This window comes from Sideroxyarcus emersonii (assembly GCF_021654335.1).
Lineage (GTDB): Bacteria > Pseudomonadota > Gammaproteobacteria > Burkholderiales > Gallionellaceae > Sideroxyarcus > Sideroxyarcus emersonii.
The window spans coordinates 87,830-113,678 of the sequence record NZ_AP023423.1; the positions used below are offsets into that span (position 1 = coordinate 87,830).

At 60.1% G+C, this 25,849-nt stretch carries 18 protein-coding genes and 1 pseudogene; 15 read left to right on the forward strand and 4 right to left on the reverse strand.

Annotated elements, in window-relative coordinates; translation table 11 throughout:
- Positions 1 to 34 precede the first annotated feature (34 nt).
- A complete protein-coding gene (locus L6418_RS00415) occupies positions 35 to 628 on the reverse strand; it encodes a hypothetical protein (RefSeq protein WP_237247514.1) in 594 nt (197 codons plus the stop codon).
- Positions 629 to 635: 7 nt separating this feature from the next.
- Positions 636 to 2,945: a penicillin-binding protein 1A gene (locus L6418_RS00420; protein WP_237247515.1), complete on the reverse strand. Its 2,310-nt coding sequence runs from the start codon at positions 2,943 to 2,945 to the stop codon at positions 636 to 638.
- Between the two features lie 138 nt (positions 2,946 to 3,083).
- Between L6418_RS00420 and L6418_RS00425 the strand changes: the two genes are divergently transcribed.
- The 15 genes and pseudogenes from L6418_RS00425 (at position 3,084) to L6418_RS00490 (ending at position 24,461) form a co-directional block, all read left to right on the forward strand.
- Positions 3,084 to 4,184, forward strand: coding sequence for a pilus assembly protein PilM (locus L6418_RS00425; protein ID WP_237247516.1), 1,101 nt, complete (start codon positions 3,084 to 3,086; stop codon positions 4,182 to 4,184).
- Positions 4,181 to 4,768 carry a PilN domain-containing protein gene (locus tag L6418_RS00430; RefSeq protein ID WP_237247517.1) on the forward strand — a complete coding sequence of 196 codons (588 nt, stop codon included), beginning with the start codon at positions 4,181 to 4,183 and terminating at the stop codon, positions 4,766 to 4,768. Before L6418_RS00425 ends, L6418_RS00430 begins: the two co-directional genes overlap by 4 nt.
- Before the next feature lie 9 nt (positions 4,769 to 4,777).
- Positions 4,778 to 5,404 (forward strand): type 4a pilus biogenesis protein PilO, encoded by a 627-nt coding sequence (locus tag L6418_RS00435; RefSeq protein ID WP_237247518.1) that lies wholly within the window; start codon positions 4,778 to 4,780, stop codon positions 5,402 to 5,404.
- Positions 5,401 to 5,913 (forward strand): pilus assembly protein PilP, encoded by a 513-nt coding sequence (locus tag L6418_RS00440; RefSeq protein ID WP_237247519.1) that lies wholly within the window; start codon positions 5,401 to 5,403, stop codon positions 5,911 to 5,913. The genes L6418_RS00435 and L6418_RS00440 overlap by 4 nt, the downstream gene beginning before the upstream one ends.
- 16 nt (positions 5,914 to 5,929) lie before the next feature.
- Positions 5,930 to 8,020 carry a type IV pilus secretin family protein gene (gene pilQ / locus L6418_RS00445; protein ID WP_237247520.1) on the forward strand — a complete coding sequence of 697 codons (2,091 nt, stop codon included), beginning with the start codon at positions 5,930 to 5,932 and terminating at the stop codon, positions 8,018 to 8,020.
- Between the two features lie 89 nt (positions 8,021 to 8,109).
- Positions 8,110 to 8,640, forward strand: a pseudogene (locus L6418_RS13425) (shikimate kinase); the annotation flags it as partial.
- Positions 8,641 to 8,673: 33 nt separating this feature from the next.
- Positions 8,674 to 9,756 carry a 3-dehydroquinate synthase gene (gene aroB, locus L6418_RS00450; RefSeq protein ID WP_269807845.1) on the forward strand — a complete coding sequence of 361 codons (1,083 nt, stop codon included), beginning with the start codon at positions 8,674 to 8,676 and terminating at the stop codon, positions 9,754 to 9,756.
- Position 9,757: 1 nt separating this feature from the next.
- Complete coding sequence (locus L6418_RS00455) at positions 9,758 to 10,873, forward strand: deoxyguanosinetriphosphate triphosphohydrolase (protein ID WP_237248747.1); 1,116 nt, start codon at positions 9,758 to 9,760, stop codon at positions 10,871 to 10,873.
- A gap of 91 nt (positions 10,874 to 10,964) precedes the next feature.
- Entirely contained in the window at positions 10,965 to 15,641 is a 4,677-nt protein-coding gene (locus L6418_RS00460) for a glutamate synthase-related protein (RefSeq protein WP_237247522.1), read from the forward strand.
- A complete protein-coding gene (locus L6418_RS00465; RefSeq protein ID WP_237247523.1) occupies positions 15,641 to 17,104 on the forward strand; it encodes a glutamate synthase subunit beta in 1,464 nt (487 codons plus the stop codon). Before L6418_RS00460 ends, L6418_RS00465 begins: the two co-directional genes overlap by 1 nt.
- A 15-nt stretch (positions 17,105 to 17,119) precedes the next feature.
- Positions 17,120 to 18,184: a uroporphyrinogen decarboxylase gene (gene hemE / locus L6418_RS00470; protein WP_237247524.1), complete on the forward strand. Its 1,065-nt coding sequence runs from the start codon at positions 17,120 to 17,122 to the stop codon at positions 18,182 to 18,184.
- Between the two features lie 295 nt (positions 18,185 to 18,479).
- The gene (locus L6418_RS00475; RefSeq protein WP_237247525.1) at positions 18,480 to 20,687 is read left to right on the forward strand and encodes a primosomal protein N'; all 2,208 of its coding nucleotides are present in this window, start codon (positions 18,480 to 18,482) and stop codon (positions 20,685 to 20,687) included.
- A gap of 313 nt (positions 20,688 to 21,000) precedes the next feature.
- A complete protein-coding gene (locus tag L6418_RS00480) occupies positions 21,001 to 22,413 on the forward strand; it encodes an FAD-binding oxidoreductase (RefSeq protein ID WP_237247526.1) in 1,413 nt (470 codons plus the stop codon).
- 165 nt (positions 22,414 to 22,578) lie between these two features.
- Positions 22,579 to 23,403 carry an NYN domain-containing protein gene (locus L6418_RS00485; RefSeq protein WP_237247527.1) on the forward strand — a complete coding sequence of 275 codons (825 nt, stop codon included), beginning with the start codon at positions 22,579 to 22,581 and terminating at the stop codon, positions 23,401 to 23,403.
- 176 nt (positions 23,404 to 23,579) lie between these two features.
- Positions 23,580 to 24,461, forward strand: coding sequence for a DMT family transporter (locus L6418_RS00490; protein WP_237247528.1), 882 nt, complete (start codon positions 23,580 to 23,582; stop codon positions 24,459 to 24,461).
- A gap of 36 nt (positions 24,462 to 24,497) precedes the next feature.
- On the opposite strand, the gene L6418_RS00495 is transcribed toward L6418_RS00490, so the two are convergent.
- Together L6418_RS00495 and L6418_RS00500 are read right to left on the reverse strand one after the other, a co-directional pair.
- Positions 24,498 to 25,124 carry a phosphatase PAP2 family protein gene (locus tag L6418_RS00495; protein ID WP_237247529.1) on the reverse strand — a complete coding sequence of 209 codons (627 nt, stop codon included), beginning with the start codon at positions 25,122 to 25,124 and terminating at the stop codon, positions 24,498 to 24,500.
- Positions 25,125 to 25,128: 4 nt separating this feature from the next.
- Positions 25,129 to 25,695 carry a DUF4337 domain-containing protein gene (locus L6418_RS00500; RefSeq protein WP_237247530.1) on the reverse strand — a complete coding sequence of 189 codons (567 nt, stop codon included), beginning with the start codon at positions 25,693 to 25,695 and terminating at the stop codon, positions 25,129 to 25,131.
- Between the last annotated feature and the right edge of the window lie 154 nt (positions 25,696 to 25,849).

The window sequence follows — 25,849 nt, forward strand, 5'->3', positions numbered from 1 at the left end:
TCGGCAGGTTCGGGGATGACTGCTTGCCGAGCGCTCAGACTGCCAGTAACGCTTCCACCGCGGCGATGTCCGCATGGGTTTCGGGATGGCGGCTGCCGCTGTACAAGGCATTCTCCGGCAAGACGATGATATGAATCTGGGCGCCTGACTCGCTGGCCAGGGTGTAGCTGGGCACAGTTTCCTTGCGGCCGCCGATCTGCGTCTTCCATTCCCCGTCGTCGAATTCCACATTGTGCTTGAGCAGGAACAGCAGCACGGCCTTTTCGTCGTCGCTGAACAGGATCAGGTTGATGTCGGAGCGTTCGCCAGCGGTGCCGCTCAGCACCGAACCGGTGAGATAAGGATGGAACGCTTCCAGCTGACGCATGGCGGCAAGTGCGTCCTGGCGCAGCTGGTGCAGGACGCCGGGGTGGCTTTCCTGCTGGTAGAGTGCGCGATAGCTGTGCAAGGCATCGTCCACCTCCTGATTGCTGGGCAGGTGATGGGTGTCCGATGCGCCGAGCTGGCGCGCGGCCTTACGCTTGGCGTAGGCGTGATCGGTGATGCCGTCTTCGGCCATCAATTTGGCGGCCATATGGGCGAGCTGTTCGCGCATCAGGTCGCGGCGTTGCGGGTGAGGTTTGCCCATCTTTTTATCAGAAAAGTTGTCCGCCCGCTTCCGCCGGCTTGCTGCTATCCGGAACGCTTTCGCCTTGCTCCGGAGGCAGGTTTTCTTCGTAGAAGTATTCGGTGTGGGTGCCGTTGGGGTCGCGCAAGCCGTTATCGTTGATGCGCGCGGTGACAATATGATCCGGGATCGAGTATTCGATCTCGGGCACGCCTTTCAGCATCTTTTCCATGTAGCCCATCCAGATCGGCAATGCCGCGCCTCCGCCCGTTTCCTTTTCGCCCAGACTTTGTGGATTGTCATAACCGATCCAGGTCACGGCGACCAGGGTGGGATGGAAGCCGGCGAACCAGGCATCCATCGAGTCGCTGGTGGTGCCGGTCTTGCCGGCCAGATCCTGCCGTCCCAGCTCCATGGCGCGTATGGCGGTGCCATGTTTCACCACATCCTGCATCATGTTGACCATGGTGAAGGCGTTGCGCACATCGATGACCTGTTCGGCGCCTTGGCCCGCAACGACGGGCGCCGCCTGCGAAATGACCTTGCCCTGTCCATCCTCGATGCGCTGGATGAAATAGGGCATGATGCGGTAGCCGCCATTGGCGAAGACCGAATAACCGCCCATCAGCTGCATCGGCGTTACCGAGCCGGCCCCGAGTGCCATCGTCAGGAAGGGTTTGATCTTGTCCTTGTCGAAGCCGAACTTGGTCACATAGTCTTGCGCGTACTCAAGCCCGATAGCCTGCAGGATACGGATGGAAACGAGGTTCTTGGAGCGGACCAGGCCTTGGCGCATGCGCATCGGACCATCGAAACCGCCTTCGAAGTTCTTTGGCTGCCACAGCTCTTCGCCGGTCTGCGAGAGATCGATCACCAGCGGGGCGTCATTGATGATCGACGCAGGGGTGAAACCCTTTTCAAGCGCGGCGGAATAGATGAAAGGCTTGAAACTGGAGCCGGGTTGCCGCCATGCCTGGGTGACATGGTTGAACTGGTTGCGATAGAAATCGAAGCCGCCGACCAGCGCATAGATGGCGCCGTCGCGGGGATTGGCCGAAACGAAGGCGGACTCGATCTGCGGCAGCTGGGTGATTTCCCAGAAGTCCTTGTCATTCTTGTAGACACGGATCAGTGAACCATTGCGGATGCGATGGTTGAGCGCCAGCTTGTTGCCCAGCGTCTGTTGCGCGAAGCGCAATCCTTCCCCGCGAACTTCCACGATCTGGCCGCCCTTGCAGTGGACGCGAATGCCCTTGGGGTTGATGGACAGCACGATGGCCGGAATGAGGTCGTCGCTGTCCGGCACGTCTTCCAGGGCTTCGTCCAGCAGTTCGTCGGTGTTGTTCTTTTTCAGGTCGACATAGCCTTCAGGTCCGCGATAGCCGTGACGATGGTCGTATTCCATCACGCCCTTGCGCACTGAGGCATAGGCAGCGGCCTGGTCTTGCGCACGGATCGTGGTGTATACGCTGTAGCCCTGGGTATAGGCGTCGTCCTGGAAGCGGTCATACATTTCCTGGCGCACCATTTCGGCGACATAACTGGCGTTGACAGGATATTCCTGGTGGCGGTTTGCTTGCCGCGTTACGATGGGTTCGCTCTGTGCCTGCTCGAATTGTTCCTTGGTGATGTAGCCAAGGTCGTGCATGCGGCGCAGGATGTACATCTGGCGCAGCTTGGCGCGCTCCGGATTCACCACCGGGTTGAAGGTGGCGGGCGCCTTGGGGAGGCCTGCCAGCATTGCCATCTCGGCGGGGCTGAGCTGGTTGAGCGATTTGGCAAAATAGACCTGGGCGGCAGAAGCGAATCCGTAGGAACGTTGCCCAAGATAGATATGGTTGATGTATAGCTGCAGGATCTCGTCCTTGGTCAGGTTATGCTCGATCTTGAACGAAAGCAGCATTTCGTTGAATTTGCGCGAGAGCGTTTTTTCCTTGGAAAGGAAGAAGTTCCGCGCCACCTGCATGGTGATCGTGCTGGCCCCCTGCTTGACCCCGCCCGAAGTAAAGTTGGAGTAGGCCGCGCGCAGCACGCCGATATAGTCGACGCCGCCATGTTCGTAGAAGCGGTCGTCTTCTGCGGCCAGAATGGCCTTTTTCATGAGGACCGGCACGTCGTCTATCTTGACCAGCTCGCGGCGCTCTTCGCCGAATTCGCCGATCAGCGTGCCTTCCGCGCTGAAAACGCGCAGCGGCATTTTGGGGCGATAGTCGGTCAGCGTTTCCAGCGAAGGCAGTGTGGGATAGGTGACTATCGCCGCAAAGACGAGCAGCAGAATCGGCAACAGGGGCAGGACGAGTACGACAAGCGCGGGATAAAACCACCAACGAGAGGTCATGACGAATGTTTGAGTTATATATTTATGTAATTATATCGTTTGGTGCACAGAAAACGAGCGCATAAAAAAAACTTTACACTCGTGGGAGTTATTGCTAGGATTTAAACCACTTTAGTACGGAAGAGCGCTAACCAGTCTATGATCAAAGGAAATTTTGATATCCCATTAGACTTTCTGACTACCTCAACGCCGCCCTTGATCGGGGTGGATATTAGTTCGTCTTCTGTCAAGATGGTGGAATTGAGTCAGGCGCCCAAAAAGGCTGGTTATGTGGTCGAGCGCTATGCCATCGAGATGCTCCCGCCCGACGCGGTGAGCGATGGCAACATCAATAACCTGGATGCGGTTTCGGAAACGGTGAAGCGCGCCTGGAAGCGGCTGGGGTCGCGTATCAAGAACGTCAGCCTGGCCCTGCCGGCCGCAGCGGTGATCAGCAAAAAGATTTTGTTACCCGCCGGCCTGCGCGAAGATGATCTGGAGTACCAGGTCGAGAGCGAGGCCAATCAATACATTCCTTTTGCGCTGGAAGAGGTCAACCTGGATTTCCAGGTGATCGGCCCGGCGCCGAACAACCCGGATGAAGTCGAAGTGCTGTTGGCTGCTTCGCGCAAGGCCAATGTCGAAGATCGCGTGGCGGCGGCGCAGTCTGCCGGGTTAAAGGCCATCGTGGTGGACGTAGAACCCTATGCTGCGGAAGCGGCGTTTGACATGATACGCAGCCAATTGCCGGGCGGTGCGGCAGATCAATGCGTGGCCTTGGTAGACATCGGTGCATATGTCATGAATGTGAACGTATTGCGTAATGGGCAATCGATATACGCGCGCGATCAGCAGGTGGGCGGAGCACAGCTCACACAGCAGATCCAGGGGGTCTTCGGGCTGTCGGCCGAAGAGGCCGAGTCGGCCAAGCGCAACGGCGGGCTGCCGGAGAATTACGAAAGCGACGTGTTGTCTCCCTTCCGCGAGAACGTTGCCATGGAAGTTTCGCGCGCGCTGCAGTTCTTCTTTACCTCGACGCAGTACAACGAAGTGAACTATGTGGTGCTGGCCGGCGGATGTGCCGCCCTGCCGGGGCTGGATGAGGCCGTGGCGACTCGCACACAGGTCAGCACGCTGGTGGCGAATCCGTTTGAATTGATGACGCTGTCCAGTCGCATCAAGCCGCGCCAGCTGCAGATGGATGCACCGGCGCTGATGATTGCATGTGGTTTGGCTATGCGGAGATTCGATCCATCATGATACGCGTGAACCTACTGCCGCACCGCGCAGAAAAGCGAAAAGCCCGTCAACTGCAATTCATCATACTGAGTGCCATTTCGCTGGTGTTGGGTGGCGTGATTGTCGGTTTTGTCCATGTAGCCATCAGCACGCAGATTTCCTATCAGGAACGCCGCAATGCCTATCTGAAGCAAGAGATAACGGTGCTTGACAAGCAGATCGAAGAGATCAGGAAGTTGCGCGAACAGACCCAGGCGTTGCTGGCCAGGAAGACGGTGGTCGAGAATCTGCAGAGCACGCGTTCGGATGTCGTTCATCTGTTAGACCAGATGCTGCGGATATTGCCGGACGGCGTATATTTGAAGAGCCTCAAGCAGACTGGGTACAGAATCAGCATAGTTGGCTACGCCCAGTCGAGTGCCCGGGTCTCCACCTTGATGCGCTCGATCGAGGACTCTCCTTGGCTGGATACCCCGACTCTGATTGAGGTGCATGCTACGACTGTTGGCGGTACGCGCCTGAGCGAGTTTTCCCTCAACTTTAACCTGACCAAAGGCGCAGCGCCTGCTGCTGCAACACCGGCTGCAACGGGCGGGAAAGGCTAAGGGGTACACATGAAGCTTATCGAAGAACTGAAGAACATCGATCCCAAAACGCCGGGCAGCTGGCCTTGGCTGGTAAAGTTTGCCGCTTTTGGTGCAATGTTTCTTGTGATTGTCGCCGCCGGAGCGGTATTTGACTGGCAGGGGCAATGGGGCGACCTGAAGGCGGCCCAGCAGGAAGAGGAGCAGTTGAGGGAGACTTTCCTGACGAAAAAACGCGAAGCGATCAATCTGGATATCATCAAAAAACAATTGATCGATACACAGCAATCGTTTGGTGCGCTACTCAAGCAGTTGCCAAGCAAATCGGAAATGGACGCGTTGCTGACCGACATCAATCAGGCTGGTTTGGGGCGAGGCCTGCAATTTGATTTATTTAGACCAGGACCAGAAGTTGCGACGGGAGTATTTACCGAGCAGCCCATTACCATCAAGGTGACAGGGAACTATGATGATTTGGGGAAATTTGCCAGCGATATCTCGCAGTTGCCGCGAATCGTTACGCTGAACGATATCAGCATAGCGCCCGGAGCGGGCGGGGTGCTGTCGATGGATGCAACTGCAAGGACTTATCGCTATCTGGACGAAGATGAGCTGGCTGCACAGAAGCGGGCTGCCAAGGCAGGAGCAAGGAAATGAGAATCTCGCGCTACATTTTTCTGGCATCGCTGTTGCTGGCCGGTTGCGGCGGGGAGGAATTTCAGGATTTGCGCGATTTCGTCAAGAATGCCGGGGCGGATATGCGCGGCAAGGTTGCGCCGCCGCCGGATATAAAACCCTATGAGCCTTTCAGTTACGACAACGATTCGAATCTGCCTGACCCATTCAAGCCGCGCAAGCAGGATGCGAGGAGTTCGGCGCATGGCGGACAGAATCAGCCCAACTTGAATCGCCCCAAAGAAGAACTGGAAGATTTTCCCCTGGAGAGCCTGAAAATGGTGGGTTATCTGTCCCAAAAAGGCGTTGGTCAGGCGGTGATCCGCTCAACCGAAGGCAAACTCTACCGCGTTAAAGCAGGGAATTACATTGGGTTGAATTTCGGGCAGATCACCTCGGTGACCGAAACTGAAGTGAAAATCAAGGAAATGGTGCAAGACAGCGTGGGCGACTGGTCCGAACGCGAGAGTAGCCTGCAGTTGGTCGAATGATTTAGGAGCAAATACTATGAAACAAGTCAGCAATCCGGTTCTGGGCGTCATCCGATTGTTAGCGGTGTCCTTGCTGTTGAACGCGCCTATTGTTCAGGCTCAGGAGTCTGGGAATGCGGATGCATTGAACAGCATCCAATCCTTGAGCGCGAACAATGAGCCGGGCGGCAAGGTGGTGATTACGGTCGGCTTGAAAACCGCACCTGGCGGACAGCCTGCCACGTTTGCCATCAATACGCCGCCGCGGATCGCTTTCGACTTTGCCGGCACCGAGAACGGGCTGGGGAAATCAACCCAGGAGTTTGGCGAGGGCGACCTGCGCAGCGCCAACATTGTGCAAGCCGGCAATCGTACGCGTCTGGTGGTCAATCTGGCGCAGATGCTCAGCTATGAGACGCGAATCGATGGCAACAACCTGCTGATCACCTTGCAGCGCAAAGGTGTAGCGGGCGGAGATACCGTGCTTGCGCATTTCGCCGATGCGAAACAGGGGATGCAGCAAAAACACAGCCTGCGCGATATCGATTTCCACCGCGGCAAGAACGGCGAGGGCCGGGTGCAGGTTGATCTTTCCGACACGGATATCGGCATCGACATCAAGCAGCAGGGGCGCATGTTGCTGGTTGATTTCCAGGGCACGAACCTGCCGCGTAATTTGCAGCGCAAACTGGATGTGACTGATTTCGGCACACCGGTTCAACTGGTCGACGCATTTGCAGATGGGGATAACGTACGTCTGGCGATTGAGCCCAAGGGGCAGTGGGAATACTCTGCCTACCAGACGGACAACAAATTCATTATTGAGATTAAATCCGTCGTAGAAGACCCGAACAAGCTGGTGAAGGGCAACCAGCAGGGCTACGCGGGTGAAAAGCTCACCCTGAATTTCCAGAATATCTCCACTCGCGAAGCGTTGAGCGTGATAGCCGACTTTACCGGCCTGAATATGGTGATCAGCGACACGGTTTCGGGCAATCTGACGCTGAGATTGAAGGATGTGCCTTGGGACCAGGCGTTCGACATCATCCTGCAAAGCCGGGGGCTGGACATGCGCAAGAACGGCAATGTCATCCAGGTGGCGCCGCGCGAAGAGATTGCCAGCAAAGAGAAGATCGACCTGACCGCACGCCAGGAAATCGGCGAACTGGAGCCCACCCACACCGAGAGCTTCCAGCTCAGCTACGCCAAGGCCTTGGATATTGCGACTTTGCTCAAGAACAAGGATACCGGCCTGCTTTCAAAGCGCGGTTCTGCCGTCTCCGATCTGCGCACCAATACCTTGTTCGTCCAGGACACACCGACCCGGCTCGAAGAAGTGCGCAATTTCGTTAAGCAACTGGATGTGCCGGTGCGTCAGGTGATGATCGAAGCACGCTTCGTGGAAGCTGGCAATTCCTTCAATCGAACAATTGGCGGGCGACTCGGCTATCAAGGCGCGACCCCGGGATTCTCGGTCGGTAACGGGCAGCTGGGTTCGGTCGTAGCTGGGACTGGTGGTGCGGTTACAAATGGAGCTGGCGGAAGCATGAGTACGGTCGGATCGCCGTTCGGGACAGGTGGAGTCACCTTGTCACTTTTCAATGCGGCTGCCACCAAGACGCTGACCTTGGAGCTGACTGCTTCGGAGCTGGATGGCGTAACCAAGAATATCGCCAGCCCGCGCGTGCTGACAGGGGACAAGACGCCGGCAACCATCGAACAAGGCGTGCAGATCCCCTATCCGATGGCAACCAGCAGCGGTGCTACCACCATCGCTTTTGCAAATGCGGTGCTGGGCCTCACTGTGACTCCGCAGATCACGCCGGAAGATCGGGTGGGCATGAAGTTGCTCGTGCATCAGGATACGGTGGGCAACATCTATTCCGGTGTTCCCAGCATCAACACCAAAAAAGTGGATACGCAGGTTCTGGTCGACAATGGTGGTACGGTGGTGATCGGCGGTATCTATACGCAAGACGAATCCAGCTCTACGGCCAAGGTTCCATTGTTCGGCGATATCCCGATCATCGGTTGGCTGTTCAAACAAGATAATGTGACCAATGCGAAGAAGGAGCTGCTGGTCTTCATCACGCCCAAGATCGTCAAGGACAGTCTGGGCATGAATTAGCAATCCCGCAGGCAGATGCGAAGCCCGGCGCTGCCGGGCTTTCCTTTTTGGCGCGGGAGAAGCGCGCCGTTTCCGATACAATTGTGCCTATGAGCAACACGACGGCAGACAAGAGGGCTTCCGGCAATATCATTCTGGTCGGGATGATGGGTGCCGGGAAGACGACGGTGGGTAAGCTGCTGGCCAGGCAACTCGGCAAGACTTTCATCGACAGCGATGAAGAGATACAGCGGCGTACCGGCGTCACCATTCCGCATATTTTCGATGTCGAGGGCGAGGCGGGATTCAGGGTACGCGAGAGCAGCGTGATCCAGGAACTGCTCGACGCAAACGACATCGTGCTGGCAACCGGGGGCGGCGCCGTCCTGAACGCACAGAACCGGCTCCTGATGCGGCAACATGGCGTGGTGGTGTATCTGAAAAGCAATGTGCACGACCTGTGGCAGCGTACGCGCCACGACCATAACCGCCCGCTGCTGCAGACCGCGAATCCGCGAGCCAAATTGCAGGAACTGTACGACCTGCGCGATCCTCTCTACATGGAGGCGGCAGACATCGTCATTCATACCGGCAAGCAAAGCGTACAGATATTATTGGAGCGGCTGCAACACAAACTGGAAGAGCTGAGGCAAATGACAGGAAGCGAAAAAACGATGCAGACTTTGAGCGTCGGATTGGCCGAACGCAGTTATCCCATCCACATCGGGGATGGCCTGCTCGATCATGCCGAGCTGTTGCTGCCGCACATCCCGAACAAGCGCGCGATGATCGTCAGCAACACCACGGTGGCGCCGCTGTACCTTGAGCGCCTGAGCAAGGGGCTGGAATCGCACGGGGTGCGGGTGCAATCCATCACGCTGCCGGACGGAGAGCAATACAAGAACGGCGAATCGCTCAACACTATCTACGATGCCCTGCTTTCGGCGCGCAGCGAGCGCAGCACACCGCTGATCGCGCTGGGCGGCGGCGTCATCGGCGACATCACCGGCTATGCTGCGGCAACCTACCTGCGCGGTGTGCCGTTCATCCAGATTCCGACGACGTTGCTGTCGCAAGTGGATTCGTCCGTGGGCGGCAAGACCGGCATCAATCATCCGCTGGGCAAGAACATGATAGGGGCGTTCTATCAGCCGCGCGTCGTGCTGGCGGACACGGCTACATTGGGCACCCTGCCGGACCGGGAGCTGCGCGCAGGCATCGCCGAAGTCATCAAGTATGGTCTGATCCGGGACCTGTCCTTCCTCGAATGGCTGGAGATCAACATCGAGAAATTGTTGTCGCGCGATACCGCCGCACTGCAATATGCCATCGCCCGAAGCTGCCAGAACAAGGCCGAAGTGGTCGAGGCGGACGAGCACGAGAGCGGCGAACGCGCGTTGTTGAATCTGGGACACACATTCGGCCACGCCATCGAGACCGGCATGGGCTACGGCGTCTGGCTGCATGGAGAAGGTGTCGCAGCAGGGACGATCATGGCTGCCGACCTGTCGCGGCGCCTTGGCTGGCTGGGTGCAGAAGAAGTGATGCGCGTACGCAAGCTGTTCGAGCGTGCCGGATTGCCGGTCGTCGCTCCCAGGCTGGGGGCGGAGAAATACCAGCAACTGATGGGGATGGATAAAAAAGTGGCGGGCGGCAAGATCCGTTTCGTACTGCTGAAATCACTGGGGCAGGCGGTTTTGACGGGCGACGTGCCGCAAGCCCTGCTGGAGCAGACGCTGGAGGCATGCAGTGGCTGAGATGCAGCTTGCCGCATTCGCGGTCAGCGCCAGCGCGCACGGCAGGCGGTACCCTGAACCTGCGCCGCCGGGACGCAGCGAATTCCAGCGCGATCGCGACCGCATCATCCACTCCGGCGCATTCCGGCGTCTCGAATACAAGACACAGGTGTTCGTCAATCATGAGGGCGACCTGTTTCGCACCCGCCTCACCCACAGCATCGAAGTCGCCCAGATCGCGCGCTCGATCGCCCGGCGCCTTGCGCTGAACGAAGACCTGGTGGAGGCGGTATCGCTGGCGCATGACCTGGGCCACACGCCGTTCGGGCATGCCGGACAGGAGGCGCTGAACACCTGCATGAAGGACTACGGGGGATTCGAACACAACCTGCAATCCTTGCGCGTGGTGGACGTGCTGGAAGAGCGTTACGCCCCGTTTGATGGCCTCAACCTGTGTTTCGAGACGCGCGAAGGCATCCTCAAGCACTGCTCGGCGGAGAATGCGGCCCGGCTCGGTGAAGTGGGCGAGCGCTTCCTCAAGAACCAGCGACCATCGCTGGAAGCGCAGATCGCCAATCTCGCCGACGAGATTGCCTATAACAACCACGACGTGGACGATGGCCTGCGTTCGGGCCTGCTGACGCTGGAGCAGCTGAGCTCGGTACGTTTGTTCGCGCGGCATTTGAACGAGGTGCGCTCAGCCTATCCGGACCTGGCCGAGCGCCGGGTGGTGCACGAAACCGTGCGCCGCATGATCAATACCCTGGTCACCGACCTCATCGGGCAGACGGAACACAACATCCGCACGCTTGCGCCGCAGAGTGTGGACGATGTCCGCCATGCGCCGCCGCTGGTGGCGTTCAGCGACGAGATGCACGAACTCAACCGCGAACTCAAGACCTTCCTGCGCACCCATTTGTACCGCCACTATCTGGTGATGCGCATGACGGCGAAGGCGCGCCGTATCATCGGCGACCTGTTCGAGGCCTTCACCGAAGATCCCAGACTGCTGCCCCCCCAGTTCAAGCCGCCGACTGAGTCCGGGCACACTCGCTCGGTAGCGGATTACATCGCCGGCATGACCGACCGTTATGCCATCCGCGAACATCGGCGCATCTTCGCCATAGAAGAGATCTGAGCAGCAGGTTGCCCTCCCCCCCCGGATTAAGGTAGCATTCCCGCCCTTTCGCATGAATATTTGGAAGGCGGCCTAAGCCGCCAATTGTCGGATGATCGAGGTGAGGAACAAGGTGAGCAATTCTTCGTTGCCAGCGCAGCAGGGTCTCTATGACCCACGTCAAGAACACGATGCATGTGGTGTCGGATTCGTCGCACATATCAAGGGGTTAGCCAGTCACGATCGAGTCAGCCAGGGTTTGCAGATCCTGGAGAACCTGACGCACCGCGGTGCAGTCGGAGCCGATCCGCTGGCGGGCGATGGTGCCGGCATCCTGATCCAGATCCCCGATGCATTCCTGCGCAAGGCATTGGAGAAATCCAGGGTGGCACTGCCGCCAGCCGGGGAATATGGCGTCGGCATGCTGTTCCTGCCGCGCGATGCGAAAGCACGCGCTGCCTGCGAGAAAATCATCGCCGACAAGATCAAGGCCGAAGGGCAGACACTGCTGGGCTGGCGCGATGTGCCGGTGGATAACAGCGGCCTAGGCGAGAGCGTGAAAGCGGTCGAACCCTGTGTGCGCCAGGTGTTCATCGGTCGCGGCAAGAAGACTGCCGATCAGGATGCCTTCGAGCGCAAACTGTTTGTCATCCGCAAGACCGCCGAACATGCAATCGGCAATTTGCCGAAAGAGCAGGGCAAAGGGTTCTACGCCCCCTCCATGTCGTCGCGCACCATCGTCTACAAAGGCATGCTGCTGGCCGACCAGGTCGGCAAATACTTCCTCGATCTGCAGGACAAGGCGCTGGTCAGCGCGTTTTCGTTGGTGCACCAGCGCTTTTCCACCAACACTTTCCCTACCTGGAACCTGGCGCATCCGTTCCGCATGATCGCGCACAACGGCGAGATCAATACGCTGCGCGGCAACGTCAACTGGATGGCGGCGCGCCATGCCGCGATGTCGTCGAAGTTCCTCGGCAAGGATCTGGACAAGCTGTGGCCGCTGATCGTCGAAGGCCAGTCCGACTCCGCCTGTTTCGACAACGCGCTGGAACTGCTGGTGGCAGGCGGCTACTCGCTGCCGCACGCGATGATGCTGCTGATCCCCGAAGCCTGGGCCGGCAACCCTCTGATGGACGAAGAGCGTCGCGCCTTCTACGAATACCATGCCGCGCTGATGGAGCCGTGGGACGGCCCGGCCGCCGTGGCCTTCACCGACGGCCGCATGATCGGTGCGACGCTGGATCGCAACGGCCTGCGTCCGGCGCGTTACCTGATCACCGACGACGACGTGGTGCTGATGGCATCCGAGATGGGCGTATTGCCGATTCCCGAACAGAAGGTAGTCAAGAAGTGGCGCCTGCAGCCGGGCAAGATGTTCCTGATCGACATGCAGGCCGGCCGCATCGTGGACGATGCGGAGCTGAAACAGCAGATTGCCACCGCCAAACCTTACCGTAAGTGGATCGAACAATCACGCCATTACCTCGACGACCTGCCGAAGTCCAAAGCCACGCTCAAGAACGAAGCCAGTCTGCTCGATACCCAGCAGGCCTTCGGTTACACCCAGGAAGACACCAAGTTCCTGATGCTGCCGATGGCCAGCGCGGGAGAAGAAGCGATCGGCTCCATGGGGGCCGATGCCGCGCTGCCGGTGCTGTCGAGCAGGAACAAGGTGCTGTACAACTACTTCAAGCAGTTGTTCGCGCAAGTGACCAACCCGCCGATCGACCCGATCCGCGAAGAGATCGTGATGTCGCTGACCTCTTTCATCGGTCCCAAGCCCAACCTGCTGGGCATCGACGAGACCAAACCGGCGCCGCGCCTGGAAGTGCATCAGCCCGTACTGTCGGAAGAAGATATCGCCAAGCTGTATGACATCGAGAAGCTGACCAAGAGTGTCTACAAGTCGCAGGTGCTGGACATCACCTATCCGGTCAAGGATGGCGCGGCGGGCGCGGAAAAGGCGATCGCCGCTCTGTGCAAGGCAGCCGAGAAGGCTGTCGCCAAGGGTTACAACGTATTGATCCTGTCCGACCGTGCCATGAGTGCGGCGCGCGTGGCGATCCCGGCCCTGCTGGCGACAGCTGCCGTGCATCATCATTTGGTGAAGGCTGGCCTGCGCACCAGTACCGGCCTGGTAGTGGACACGGGCTCTGCACGTGAAGTGCATCACTTCGCCCTGCTGGCAGGCTATGGCGCGGAAGCCGTCTGCCCGTGGCTCGCCTTCGACACCATCGCGACGCTGGAACTGCCGGCCGGCCTGGATGTGAAGGATGCCAAGAAGCGTTTCATCAAGGCTGTCGACAAGGGACTGATGAAGGTGATGTCCAAGATGGGCATCTCCACTTACCAATCCTACTGCGGTTCGCAGATCTTCGAAGCGATCGGCCTCAACAGCGATTTCATCGAGAAGTATTTCCCCGGCACCGCTTCGCAGATCGAGGGCATCGGCCTGAAGGAAGTGGCGGAAGAAGCCGTGCGCACGCACACCGCAGCCTATGGCAATGACCCGGTGCTGGCCACCATGCTGGAAGCCGGCGGCGAATATGCCTGGCGTACGCGTGGTGAAGACCACACCTGGACGCCGGATTCCATCGCCAAATTGCAGCACTCGACGCGTTCCAACAATTACGCAACCTACAAGGAATACGCCAAGCTGATCAACGACCAGACCGAACGCCAGATGACGTTGCGCGGCCTGTTCGAGATCAAGCCCGCAGGCAAACCTGTGCCGCTGGACGAAGTCGAGTCGGCGAAAGAAATCGTCAAGCGTTTCGCCACCGGCGCGATGTCGCTGGGCTCCATCTCCACCGAGGCGCATACCACACTGGCGATCGCGATGAACCGCATCGGCGGCAAATCCAACACAGGCGAGGGCGGCGAAGATGCCAACCGCTTCAAGGTCCTGCATGGCGGCGAGAAGCTGTCCGAGATCATCGGCAAGAACCGCATCGAAGCCGACCTGACCATGAAACCGGGCGATTCGCTGCGTTCGCGCATCAAGCAGGTCGCTTCCGGCCGTTTCGGCGTGACGGCGGAATATCTTTCCAGCGCGGACCAGATCCAGATCAAGATGGCGCAGGGCGCGAAACCCGGCGAAGGCGGCCAGCTGCCCGGCGGCAAGGTGTCGGAATACATCGGCAAGCTGCGCCACTCGGTGCCCGGCGTCGGCCTGATCTCGCCGCCGCCGCACCACGACATCTATTCCATCGAGGATCTGGCGCAGCTGATCCACGATCTGAAGAATTCCAACCCGGCGGCATCGATTTCGGTGAAGCTGGTGTCCGAAGTCGGCGTGGGCACGGTGGCTGCTGGCGTATCCAAGGCCAAGGCCGACCACATCGTGATCTCCGGTTTCGATGGCGGTACCGGCGCATCGCCGCTGTCATCGGTGAAGCATGCCGGCACGCCGTGGGAGCTGGGCCTGGCCGAAGCGCAGCAGACGCTGGTGCTGAACCAGCTGCGCGGCCGCATCGGCCTGCAAGTGGACGGCCAGTTGAAGACCGGTCGCGATGTGCTGATCGGTGCACTGCTCGGCGCGGATGAGTTCGGCTTCGCCACCGCACCGCTGGTGGTCGAGGGCTGCATCATGATGCGCAAGTGCCACCTCAACACCTGTCCGGTCGGCGTCGCGACGCAAGACCCGGCGCTGCGCAAGAAATTCACCGGCCAGCCGGAACACGTGGTGAACTACTTCTTCTTCGTCGCCGAAGAAGTGCGTGAACTGATGTCGCAGATGGGTATCCGCAAATTCGAGGATCTGGTCGGTCGCAGCGATTTGCTCGACATGCGCAAGGGCATCAAGCACTGGAAGGCGAAGGGGCTGGACTTCTCGCGCATCTTCCATCAGCCCGCAATGCCTGCTAGCGTGGCGCGCCGTCATGCCGAGGAGCAGGATCACGGCCTGGACCAGGCGCTGGACAACGACCTCATCGCGGAAGCCAAGGAGGCGCTGGACGCGAAACGCGTGGTGACCATCGAAACGAAGATCCGCAACGTCAATCGCAGCGTCGGCACCATGCTGTCGCACGAAGTGGCCAAGCGCCACGGCAATGCCGGCCTGCCCGACGATACCATCCGCGTGAAGCTGGTCGGTACCGCCGGCCAGAGTTTCGGCGCCTTCCTGGCGCACGGCATCACTTTCCAGCTGGAAGGCGAAGGCAACGATTATGTCGGCAAGGGCCTGTGCGGCGGACGCATCATCGTCAAGCCGTCCGACGACAGCAAACTGGTGGCTGAGGACAACATCGTCGTCGGCAACACCGTGCTGTATGGCGCGACCGCAGGCGAGGTGTTCTTCCGCGGCGTCGCCGGCGAACGTTTCGCGGTGCGCAATTCCGGCGCCATCGCAGTGGTGGAAGGCGTGGGCGATCATGGCTGCGAATACATGACCGGCGGCATGGTGGTGGTGCTGGGACAGACCGGGCGCAACTTCGCGGCCGGCATGTCCGGCGGCGTCGCCTATGTGCTGGACGAGGACGGCACCTTCCCGCAACGCTGCAACCTGGCGATGGTACAGCTGGAGGCCGTACCGGAAGAGGTCGCGGCCAGCGAGACCGGCGAGGTGGAGGCGCACGGACGCGTGCATTTCAATCACCTGAACAAGGCGGATGAAGCGGCCTTGCGCGGCAAGATCGAAAAGCACCTGCGCTACACCGGCAGTGCCCGCGCCAGACAGATACTGGATAACTGGGCGACTTACCTGCCCAAATTTGTGAAGGTCATGCCGACCGAATATCGTCGTGCGTTGCTCGAGATCGCGGCGCAGCAGAAGGAGGCCGCATAATGGGCAAGCCAACAGGATTCATGGAGTTCCGACGCGTCAGCGAGGGTTACGAGCCGGTCGAGCAGCGAGTCAAGGATTACCGCGAATTCGTCGCGCACCTGACTGATGCCGAAGCCAGGCAGCAGGGTGCACGCTGCATGGACTGCGGCATCCCGTTCTGCAACAACGGCTGCCCGGTCAACAACATCATCCCCGACTGGAACGACCTGGTGTATCGCGGCAACTGGAAACAGGCGCTGGATGTGCTGCATTCCACCAACAACTTCCCCGAAGTGACCGGGCGCATCTGCCCTGCTCCCTGCGAAGCCGCCTGCACGCTGAACATCAACAACGACGCGGTCGGCATCAAGTCCATTGAGCACGCCATCATCGACAAGGGCGGCGAGAACGGCTGGGTGGTACCGCAGCCCGCGAAGAAGAAGACCGGCAAGAAGGTCGCCGTGGTCGGCTCCGGTCCTGCGGGCCTGGCTGCCGCCCAGCAACTGGCACGCGCCGGCCACAGCGTCACCGTGTTCGAAAAGAACAGCCGCATCGGCGGCCTGCTGCGCTATGGCATCCCCGACTTCAAGCTGGACAAGCGGCTGATCGACTGGCGCATGGCGCAGCTCGCCGCCGAAGGCGTGAAGTTCCAGACCAGCACCTTCGTCGGAAAGGATGCGCCGGGCAAAGGCATCGTCAATGACGCGAAGAAAACGATCAGCCCGAAAGAGCTGCAGAAGGAATTCGACGCCGTCATCCTCGCCGGTGGCGCAGAGCAGCCGCGCGACCTGCCGGTGCCGGGGCGCGAACTGAAAGGCGTGCACTATGCGCTCGAATTCCTCATCCCGCAGAACAAGGAAGTGGCGGGCGATGCGAAGAACCCGATCAACGTCGCCGGCAAGCATGTCGTCGTCATCGGCGGCGGCGATACCGGTTCCGACTGCGTGGGCACCTCCAACCGCCACGGCGCAGCCTCCATCACGCAGATCGAAGTGATGCCGCGTGCGCCGGAGCATGAGAACAAGCCGCTGACATGGCCATACTGGCCGCTCAAGCTGCGCACTTCCAGCTCGCACGAAGAGGGCTGCGAGCGCGACTGGGCGATCTCCACCAAGGAGTTTGTCGGCGAGGATGGCGTGCTGAAGGCGATCAAGGCGGTGCGCGTCGAGTTCAAGGACGGCAAGATGGTCGAGATGCCGGGCAGCGAATTCGAACTCAAGGCCGATTTCGTGTTCCTCGCCATGGGCTTCACCAATCCGCTGGCACAGGTGCTGGATGCCTTCGGCGTGGAGAAGGATGCCCGCGGCAATGCCAAGGCGACCACCGACGGTGCCGGCTGCTACCAGACCAGCGTGAAGAAGGTATTCGTCGCGGGCGACATGCGTCGCGGCCAATCGCTGGTGGTGTGGGCCATCCGCGAGGGCCGTCAGGCGGCGCGTGCGGTGGATGAATACCTGATGGGCAGCAGCGTGCTGCCGCGATAACAAGAAAAGAAAACGATGAACTTCAAAGTCAAGAACGACACCTTCCTGCGCGCCCTGTTGCGCCAGCCCACCGACTACACGCCGCTGTGGATGATGCGCCAGGCCGGTCGCTATTTGCCTGAGTACTGTGCCACGCGCAAGCGCGCCGGCAGCTTCCTCAACCTGTGCAAATCGCCGGACATGGCGACGGAAGTCACGCTGCAGCCGCTGGATCGTTTCCCGCTGGATGCGGCCATCCTGTTCTCCGACATCCTGACCGTGCCGGATGCGATGGGCCTGGGCCTGTATTTTTCCGAAGGCGAAGGCCCCAAGTTCGAGCGTCCGCTGACCACCGAAGCCGCGATCAAGGCACTGCGCGTTCCGGACATCGGCAAGGACCTGAAGTACGTGACCGACGCCGTGTCGCAGATTCGCAAGTCGCTGGACGGCCGCGTGCCGCTGATCGGCTTCACCGGCAGCCCGTGGACCCTGTCCTGCTACATGGTCGAAGGCGGCAGCAGCGATGACTACGCCAAGGTGAAGACCTTGATGTACAAGGAGCCGAAACTGATGCACCACATCCTCAGTGTGACTGCGGATGCGGTGACGGAGTACCTCAATGCGCAGATCGAAGCCGGCGCGCAAGCCGTGATGATCTTCGACTCTTGGGGCGGCGCCTTGTCGCATGCCGCCTACCACGAGTTCTCGCTGCCCTACATGCAGCGCATCGTGCAGGGCCTGAAGCGCGAGCACGACGGCGTGAAGATCCCCAGCATCGTGTTCACCAAGGGCGGTGGCCTGTGGATCGAGAGCATCGCCGATATCGGCTGCGATGCGGTCGGTCTGGACTGGACCATGGACATCGGCGTGGCGCGGCAGAAGGTCGGCCACAAGGTTGCGCTGCAGGGCAACCTCGATCCGGCCGTGCTGTTTTCCACGCCGGAAGTCATCCACAACGAAGTGGAAAAGATCCTCTCCAGCTACGGCTACGGCAGCGGACACGTATTCAATCTGGGGCACGGAATTTCGCAGTTCACCAACCCGGATAATGCCGCTGCGCTGGTCCAGGCAGTGCATGAGTTGAGCAAAAAATACCATTAATAATCAAGCGCTGTTCCCAGTCTTATAAACAGCGCGAGTTTCGATGCTAGGCCACGGAGCACAATCTTCGTGGCCTTTTTCGTTTGATCTGTAACCAATTGTTTATTAATGATCTATCGGCTTGAGCAGAATTTGGGCGACAGAAAAAAACCGTATATACAATTAGCAGTTAGCGTATTTATCGGGTAATTGCCCACACAGTTATCCACAGGATATGTGCATAAGAAAAAATCCCTATTTGGCTCAAGCCGATTAGCTAAACTTCGCAGAAATTACCGGAGAAATTTTCCTTAACATGCCTATTGTTCGCGTCGCGCTGGACGTGCCTTTGTCAACACTTTTCGACTATGTCGCAAGTGAAAAAACGCAGCTCGAGATCGGCCAGCGTGTGGTCGTGCCGTTCGGGCGCAAACAGGTGTTGGGCGTGGCGATGGCGTGGGCGGAAAGCTCCGATCTTGCGGCGGAGCGCATCAAGCCGGTGACACAGGTGCTAGACGATGTGCCGCCGTTACCGCAAGAATTGCTCACCCTGCTGCAGTTTTGCAGCGACTATTACCACTACCCTCTGGGAATGACGGTGCTCTCCGCCTTGCCGACGCGTTTGCGTGCCGTGGAACCGATTGCCGTGAAACAGTCGCTGGACTACACCCTGAGCGAGGCTGGCAGGGCGCTGGATGTGGCGACGTTGCCCAAGCGCCGTGTGGTGCAGCAGCGCATCCTGCAGGCGCTGCGCCAGGCGCCCCTGAGTGGTGCACAGTTGCGCAGCCTGTCGCCCAGTGCGCCTGCGGCGCTCAAAGCAATGATCGAAGCAGGCTGGATCGAGTTGGTTGATCGCAAAAGCAATCCTCTTCCGCAAGCGGGAGAAAGGACAAACGAGAAAAGAAATCTTCTTCTTGGCGCGCATACGCTCACTGTCGAGCAACAGCAGGCCGTGGATGCCGTCTCGCAACAAAAAGGCTACGGTTGCTTCCTGCTGCACGGCATCACCGGCAGCGGCAAGACCGAGATCTACGTGCACCTGATGCACGAGATGCTGCAGCGCGGCGGGCAGGTGCTACTGCTGGTGCCCGAGATCAACCTGACGCCGCAACTGGAGAACTACTTCCGCAGCCGCTTTCCCGATGTCGACCTGGTCAGCCTGCACAGCGGCCTCGCCGACGGCGAACGCGCGCAGAACTGGCTCAAGGCGCAATCCGGCGAAGCGCGCATCGTGCTGGGCACGCGCCTCTCCGTCTTCACGCCGCTGCCCAACCTGGGCCTGATCCTGGTCGATGAAGAACACGACCCGTCCTTCAAGCAGCAGGACGGCCTGCGCTACTCGGCGCGCGACGTGGCCATCTTCCGCGCCAACCAGCGCGGCGTGGCCATCGTGCTGGGTTCCGCCACGCCCTCGCTGGAGAGCTGGTACAACGCACAGAGCGGGCGCTACAGATTATTGAAGCTCACGCAACGCGCGGTGCAGCCCGCCACCCTGCCCACCGTGCGCTGCATGGACATCACCAAACTGCCGTTGCACGAAGGACTGAGCGAGCCCCTGCTCACCGCCATCGAGGCGCGCCTGCAACGCAAGGAACAAAGCCTCATCTTCATCAACCGCCGCGGCTATGCGCCGGTGCTGATGTGCACCTCCTGCGGCTGGCTGTCCGAGTGCAAGCATTGCGCGGGCAAGCTCGTGCTGCACCAGAAAGACCGCAGCCTGCGCTGCCACCACTGCGGCGCACAGCAGCGCGTGCCGCATGCGTGCCCCACCTGCGGCGATGCGGACCTCAAGCCGGTCGGCATCGGCACACAGCGTCTGGAAGAAACGTTGCAGGCCCGTTTTCCGGCAGCGCGTATCCTGCGCGTGGACCGCGACAGCACGCGCAACAAGGGCGCATGGAATGCGATGCGCAAACAGATCCACGACGGCGAAGCCGACATATTGATCGGCACGCAGATGCTGGCGAAAGGCCACGACTTTCCCAACCTCACGCTGGTCGGCGTCATCAGCCCGGACGGCGCGCTGTACAGCGCCGACTTCCGCGCCTCGGAAAAGCTCTTCGCACAACTCACCCAGGTCGGCGGACGCGCCGGGCGCGCCGACAAGGCCGGTGAAGTGATCGTGCAGACCGCCTTCCCCAACCATCCGCTGTTCCAGGCCCTGCGTGCACACGACTACGAGATCTGGGCGCAGACCCTGCTGGCCGAGCGCCAGATGGCAGGCTTCCCGCCGTTCGTGTACCAGGCGCTGCTGAGCGCGGAAGGCAAGCAGCAGGGCGAGGTGAACGCCTTCCTGCAGCAGGCGCGCACGGCAGCAATGGAATTGAAGTTGCCCGTCGAAGTGTACGGCGTCGTCCCCGCCGCCATGCCCAAACGCGCCAACCACCACCGCGCGCAACTGCTGGTGCAGAGCGACAAGCGCAAGGCGCTGGGGGAGTTTCTGCGGGCGTGGAAGCCGGTGCTGGATGAGTTGCCTGCGAGCAGATTGAGGTGGGTGTTGGATGTTGATCCGATGGAGTTTTGAAGGTTGTGACAACTCATGTCGCAGGTACCGGTGATCTGCAAAGTGTCCGGCAGTAAGTTAATAGGTACTGGAGTCGAATTATTTTGAGGGTGACTCGCACCTATCACCGGATGTAAACATACCTGCCCCACAAAGCCCGTCATCAGGCGTTCCGCACGCGATATGGCTGAAGCATGCCGTCTTTTCTTGGTTTTCGAGCCACCTGTCTGAACATGCCCGTCCTGCCTGGCTTCGCGGCAAAGTGGCAAATATCTCGGCTCCACGCTGTCGCCCCACAGGGCTACAATGCCACCCTGACAGGAGCCTGGACACCATGACGACAGAACCGCAACTACTGGAATCCTTCGCCGCGATTGTGGGCCGCGATGGCGTGCTGACCGGCGCGGCTGCCGTGCCCTACGGCAAGGACTGGCGCGGCCGTTATGCGAACGAGGCGCTGGCGGTGGTGTTCCCTGCCGACACGCAGCAGGTCAGCGAAGTGGTGAAGCTGTGCGCGGCGAACAGGCTGGCCATCGTGCCGCAGGGCGGCAACACCAGCCTGTGCGGCGGCTCGGTGCCGCTGGCGGGGGGGCTGCCGCAGGTCGTCGTCAACCTGTCGCGCATGAATCGCATCCGCGACGTGGATGCCACCAATTACACCATGACCGTCGAGGCCGGATGCAAGCTGGCCTCGCTGTACGATGCGCCGGAACAGGCGGATCGCCTGTTCCCGCTCGGCCTCACCGCCATCGCGCCGCACTGCGAGATCGGCGGCAACCTGTCCACCAATGCGGGCGGCATCAACGTGCTGCGCTACGGCACAGCGCGCAGCCTGGTGCTGGGGCTGGAAGTGGTGCTGCCGGACGGTCGCATCTGGGACGGCTTGCGCAGCCTGCGCAAGGACAATACCGGCTACGACCTGAAGCAGTTGTTCATCGGTGCGGAAGGCACGCTGGGCATCATCACCGCTGCCGTCCTCAAACTCTTTCCGCGTCCGAAATCGGTGGCGACGGCCTGCATCGCGGTGCGCGACCCGGCCGCCGCGGTGGAGTTGCTGGCGCACCTGCGTGCCAACTGCGGCGACACGATCGATGCCTTCGAGTTCGTCTCGCGCTCCTGCCTCGACCTGGTGTTCAGGCACATCCCGGATACGCAGGAGCCGTTCGCCACCCGGCACGAATGGATCGTCATCACCCGCCTGGCCGATGTGCTGCCGGCACCGCTGGATGCGGCTCTGCGCTATGCGCTCAACTCGTTCGGCGATGGCATCGTCGAATTCGAGGTCACCACCAACAAGGATGACGCAGAGCGCTGGTGGAAGCTGCGCAAGAACATCGCCGAGGCGCAGAAGCGGGAAGGCCTCAGCATCAAGCACGATATCTCGGTGCCGATCAGCCGCGTGGCGGAATTCATCGCGCAAGCCAGCGCCGCCCTGCGCAAGGCCTATCCCGGCGTGCGCATCGTCGCCTTCGGCCACATGGGCGACGGCAACATCCACTACAACACCTCCATGCCGGATGCGGCACAGAACAAGGCGTTCATCGAGCGGCATGAGAGCGAAGTGCACCACCTCGTGTACGAGTTCGTGGCCAGGTTCCAGGGCAGCATCGCGGCGGAGCACGGGCTGGGGCAGCTCAAGCGCGAGGAAGTCACCCACTACAAGAGTGAACTGGAGCTGGAGTTGATGCGCAGCATCAAACGGACACTGGATCCGCACGGACTGATGAATCCCGGGAAAGTGGTATAGGCGCAATCAATTGTCATTCCGGCGCAGGCCGGAATCCAGCGTATTGATCAAACTGGACACCGGCCTGCGCCGGTGTGACGGGATCATCATTGAAATTTCGTCAGTGGCCTGTTTGGCGATACCATTGAGCATATCGCAATTCAACCCGCTCCAAGGAGGTACGCAATGGCAGGTCAACCCGAGATCACCAACATGGCCCTGTTCTGCGATTTCGAGAACGTGGCGCTGGGCGTGCGCGATGCCAAGTACGCACAGTTCGACATCAAGAAAGTGCTGGAGCGCCTGTTGCTCAAGGGCAGCATCGTGGTGAAGAAAGCCTATTGCGACTGGGATCGTTACAAGGAATTCAAGGCTACCATGCACGAGGCGGCGTTTGAGCTGATCGAGATCCCGCATGTGAGGCAAAGTGGCAAGAACTCCGCCGATATCCGCATGGTCGTCGATGCACTCGATCTTTGCTATACCAAGGCCCATGTCGACACCTTCGTCATCATCAGCGGCGACTCGGATTTTTCGCCGCTGGTGTCCAAGCTGCGCGAGAACAACAAATACGTGATCGGCATCGGGGTGAAGGATTCGACCTCCGACCTGCTGAGCGCCAATTGCGACGAGTTCATCTTCTACGACGACCTCGTGCGGGTGCAGGAAGCGAAGAAAAAACAGGCTGCAAAGAAGGTCCCACCGAAGGCGAAAGCCGAAGCCGCGAAACCGGCTGAAGCGAAAGGCGAGGAAGACAAGAAGCAGGAGGCGATGGATTTCCTGGTCGAGACGGTCGAGGGCCTGATCTCCGAACGCGGCTCGGACGAGAAGCTCTGGTACTCGATGGTTAAACCCACCATGCAGCGCCGCAAACCCGGCTTCAACGAGTCGTACTATGGCTACCGCTCCTTCAAGGAACTGATGGAGGATGCGCAGAAGCACAAGCTGGTGATGCTGGTGAAGGACGAGAAATCGGGGCAGTACACCATACGGCTGGCTGCGGCGGAGTGATCAAGGGCAGGCGGTACTGGCTGCACAAATTGGAATTTCGGGCATACAGGCTGGTTGCTGATTTTGTATGCCGTATGAAAAGCGATGGTGCCGCTCTGCGGCAGTGAAATATCAGGTCTGAATGTGATGCAATCATCTCTAATGCGTTATGCGGGTTCAATGCCCGGTTTCCCCAAATGAGTGAACGTGCCGACGAAGCCGGCCTGATCCGGGCGATGCCGTTGGTGTTTGTCCTGCTCTGGAGCACCGGCTTTATCGTGGCGCGCTATGGCATGCCACTCGCCCCGCCCATGACCTTCCTGGCGTTACGTTATGCCTTTTCCATCCTTTGCCTGCTTCCCTGGGTCGTGCTGGCCGGCATCTCCTGGCCAAGGGTGCGCGCGCAGTGGCTGCATCTGTCAGTCAGCGGTGTGCTGATGCATGGCGGCTATCTTGGCGGGGTATGGGCCGCCGTCAAAGCCGGCATGGGTTCGGGATTGATCGCACTGATCGTCGGTTTGCAACCGGTGCTGACCGCATTCTGGTTATCTTCCACCGGCAGCCACGTCACACGACGGCAGTGGACCGGACTGTTGCTGGGTTTTGCCGGGCTGGTGCTGGTGGTGTCGCGCAAATTCGGGGCGGGCGGCGAAGCAACAGTGTTCAATCTTTCCCTGGCCGTCTTTGCGCTCCTTAGCATCACCACAGGGACGCTGTACCAGAAACGATTCGTGACGCCTTGCGATGTGCGCAGCGCCAATACGGTGCAGCTCCTGGCCGCCCTGATCGTCACACTGCCGTTGGCGCTGCTCGAAGCCGAGCCCGTACGCTGGAATGCGGAATTTATCGGTGCGATGGCCTGGTCGGTGCTGGTCCTGACGGTGGGGGCGAGTTCGCTGCTATATATGCTGATCCATCGCGGCGCGGCGACCACCGTGACCAGCCTCCTGTATCTCGTGCCTCCCACTACGGCTTTGATGGCCTGGGTGCTTTTCTCCGAGCCGATTACGCCGGTGACTCTGGTGGGAACCGCCCTTACCGCACTGGGTGTGAGCCTGGTGGTCAAGGCAAGGCGCTGACGGAACGAGGCGATGCGGGGTTAGAGTTGCTCCTGCTCAACCCGCGTCGACAGGACGGCGTCCGGCCAGTTGCACCAGCTTATGCACGGCAACATAAACCAGCATCACCACCGCCAGGCTGGACAGGAATCCCGCCAGTACATCGGCAGGGAAATGCGCGCCCAGACTGCTCCTCGAAATGCCGACCCACAATACGAAGGCCACGCCCGCTACGCGCCACTTGCGGTTCAGCACGGGCCACAGGCTGGCCACAACCAGCATGGCGAAGGACGAATGGCCGCTGGGCAGGCTATGGTGGTATTCCGGCGTGCCGACGATATTCACCGTGCCCGGCGGTAAAGCCAGCGGTGGGCGCGGGAAATCCAGCAGGGGCTTGAGGAATCCCAGCAGCAGGCCGTCCAGCAGATAGGCGACGCTGAACACGGCAAACACCGACATCCAGCGCGTCACCTGCAGGCGGTAAAGCCGGGGATCCTGCGCCGGCCTGCTCACCATGACCAGCGCAAGCAGCGTCAGCAAAGCGAGATATGGTATGAACAGATTGTGGTCGCCCAGCGCGGTGCCGAGCAGCATGAACTGGTCCAGCCATTCGAAACGGATGTCGTTGATGGCATGGAACAGCCAGACGTTGGCGCCGCCCCAGTCGTAAAGGAACTCTTTCATCGCACTAGACGCTCAGCGCCCATCCCCACATGGCCAGTCCGCCCGCGGCCGAGATTGCCGCCACGGCAAACAGCCATTTCTTGCGCGTCAACACCGTGATGGAGGCCAAGGAGATGGCGATCTGGATCAGTGTCATCGACTGCGCCAGCTTGTGATGGGGGTGCATCGCGTGATCGCTTTCCTCGTTGGCTTTCTCCGATTCCGCTTCCAGCGCCTCGGCCTTGGCCTTGATCTCTTTCTTCTCGTTCTCGTACTTCTCGATCTGCGCCTTGTAGTAATCGCGCTTGCCGGCTGGGGCCAGGTCGGCGGCGAGCTCCATCAGATGCCCCTTGTTGCTCTTGGCCTGGTAATAGCTCCATTGGTCGGAGGCCTGGGTCTTCTTCAGCACGGCCTCGTTCTTGAACAGCATGGCCTGGTTCTGGGTGTCGCCGCCCTGATAGCTGACGATGGCGCCGACCGAGGCGAGGATGGCGGTGAATATCGCGACCTGGCCGCCGAGTTTGTCACCGCTGTGGGCGCCGTGCTCGACCGCATGGTCGTGGGCGCCGTGAACATGGAATCCTTCAGACATGGTTATTTCCCTTAAAAGATGAGCATGGATGCAGGCGCGCATTCTATACCGCGGACCGGCAAATGTTGTGCCCGCAAAACGATGCCGGCGCTATCAAAGCGGCGCGGCCTGGGTGCTATAATCCGCGCCTCTCTAACGGGCATGGTGGTGTGCC

Coding starts and splice junctions, on each gene's coding strand:
- L6418_RS00455 (WP_237248747.1), top strand. CDS start 9,758: ATGCAGCTTGCCGCATTCGCGGTCAGCGCCAGCGCGCACGGCAGGCGG.
- L6418_RS00490 (WP_237247528.1), top strand. CDS start 23,580: ATGAGTGAACGTGCCGACGAAGCCGGCCTGATCCGGGCGATGCCGTTG.
- L6418_RS00480 (WP_237247526.1), top strand. CDS start 21,001: ATGACGACAGAACCGCAACTACTGGAATCCTTCGCCGCGATTGTGGGC.
- L6418_RS00420 (WP_237247515.1), bottom strand. CDS start 2,945: ATGACCTCTCGTTGGTGGTTTTATCCCGCGCTTGTCGTACTCGTCCTG.
- L6418_RS00440 (WP_237247519.1), top strand. CDS start 5,401: ATGAGAATCTCGCGCTACATTTTTCTGGCATCGCTGTTGCTGGCCGGT.
- L6418_RS00425 (WP_237247516.1), top strand. CDS start 3,084: ATGATCAAAGGAAATTTTGATATCCCATTAGACTTTCTGACTACCTCA.
- L6418_RS00415 (WP_237247514.1), bottom strand. CDS start 628: ATGGGCAAACCTCACCCGCAACGCCGCGACCTGATGCGCGAACAGCTC.
- L6418_RS00495 (WP_237247529.1), bottom strand. CDS start 25,124: ATGAAAGAGTTCCTTTACGACTGGGGCGGCGCCAACGTCTGGCTGTTC.
- L6418_RS00485 (WP_237247527.1), top strand. CDS start 22,579: ATGGCAGGTCAACCCGAGATCACCAACATGGCCCTGTTCTGCGATTTC.
- hemE (WP_237247524.1), top strand. CDS start 17,120: ATGAACTTCAAAGTCAAGAACGACACCTTCCTGCGCGCCCTGTTGCGC.
- L6418_RS00465 (WP_237247523.1), top strand. CDS start 15,641: ATGGGCAAGCCAACAGGATTCATGGAGTTCCGACGCGTCAGCGAGGGT.
- L6418_RS00460 (WP_237247522.1), top strand. CDS start 10,965: ATGATCGAGGTGAGGAACAAGGTGAGCAATTCTTCGTTGCCAGCGCAG.
- L6418_RS00475 (WP_237247525.1), top strand. CDS start 18,480: ATGCCTATTGTTCGCGTCGCGCTGGACGTGCCTTTGTCAACACTTTTC.
- L6418_RS00430 (WP_237247517.1), top strand. CDS start 4,181: ATGATACGCGTGAACCTACTGCCGCACCGCGCAGAAAAGCGAAAAGCC.
- aroB (WP_269807845.1), top strand. CDS start 8,674: ATGCAGACTTTGAGCGTCGGATTGGCCGAACGCAGTTATCCCATCCAC.
- pilQ (WP_237247520.1), top strand. CDS start 5,930: ATGAAACAAGTCAGCAATCCGGTTCTGGGCGTCATCCGATTGTTAGCG.
- L6418_RS00500 (WP_237247530.1), bottom strand. CDS start 25,695: ATGTCTGAAGGATTCCATGTTCACGGCGCCCACGACCATGCGGTCGAG.
- L6418_RS00435 (WP_237247518.1), top strand. CDS start 4,778: ATGAAGCTTATCGAAGAACTGAAGAACATCGATCCCAAAACGCCGGGC.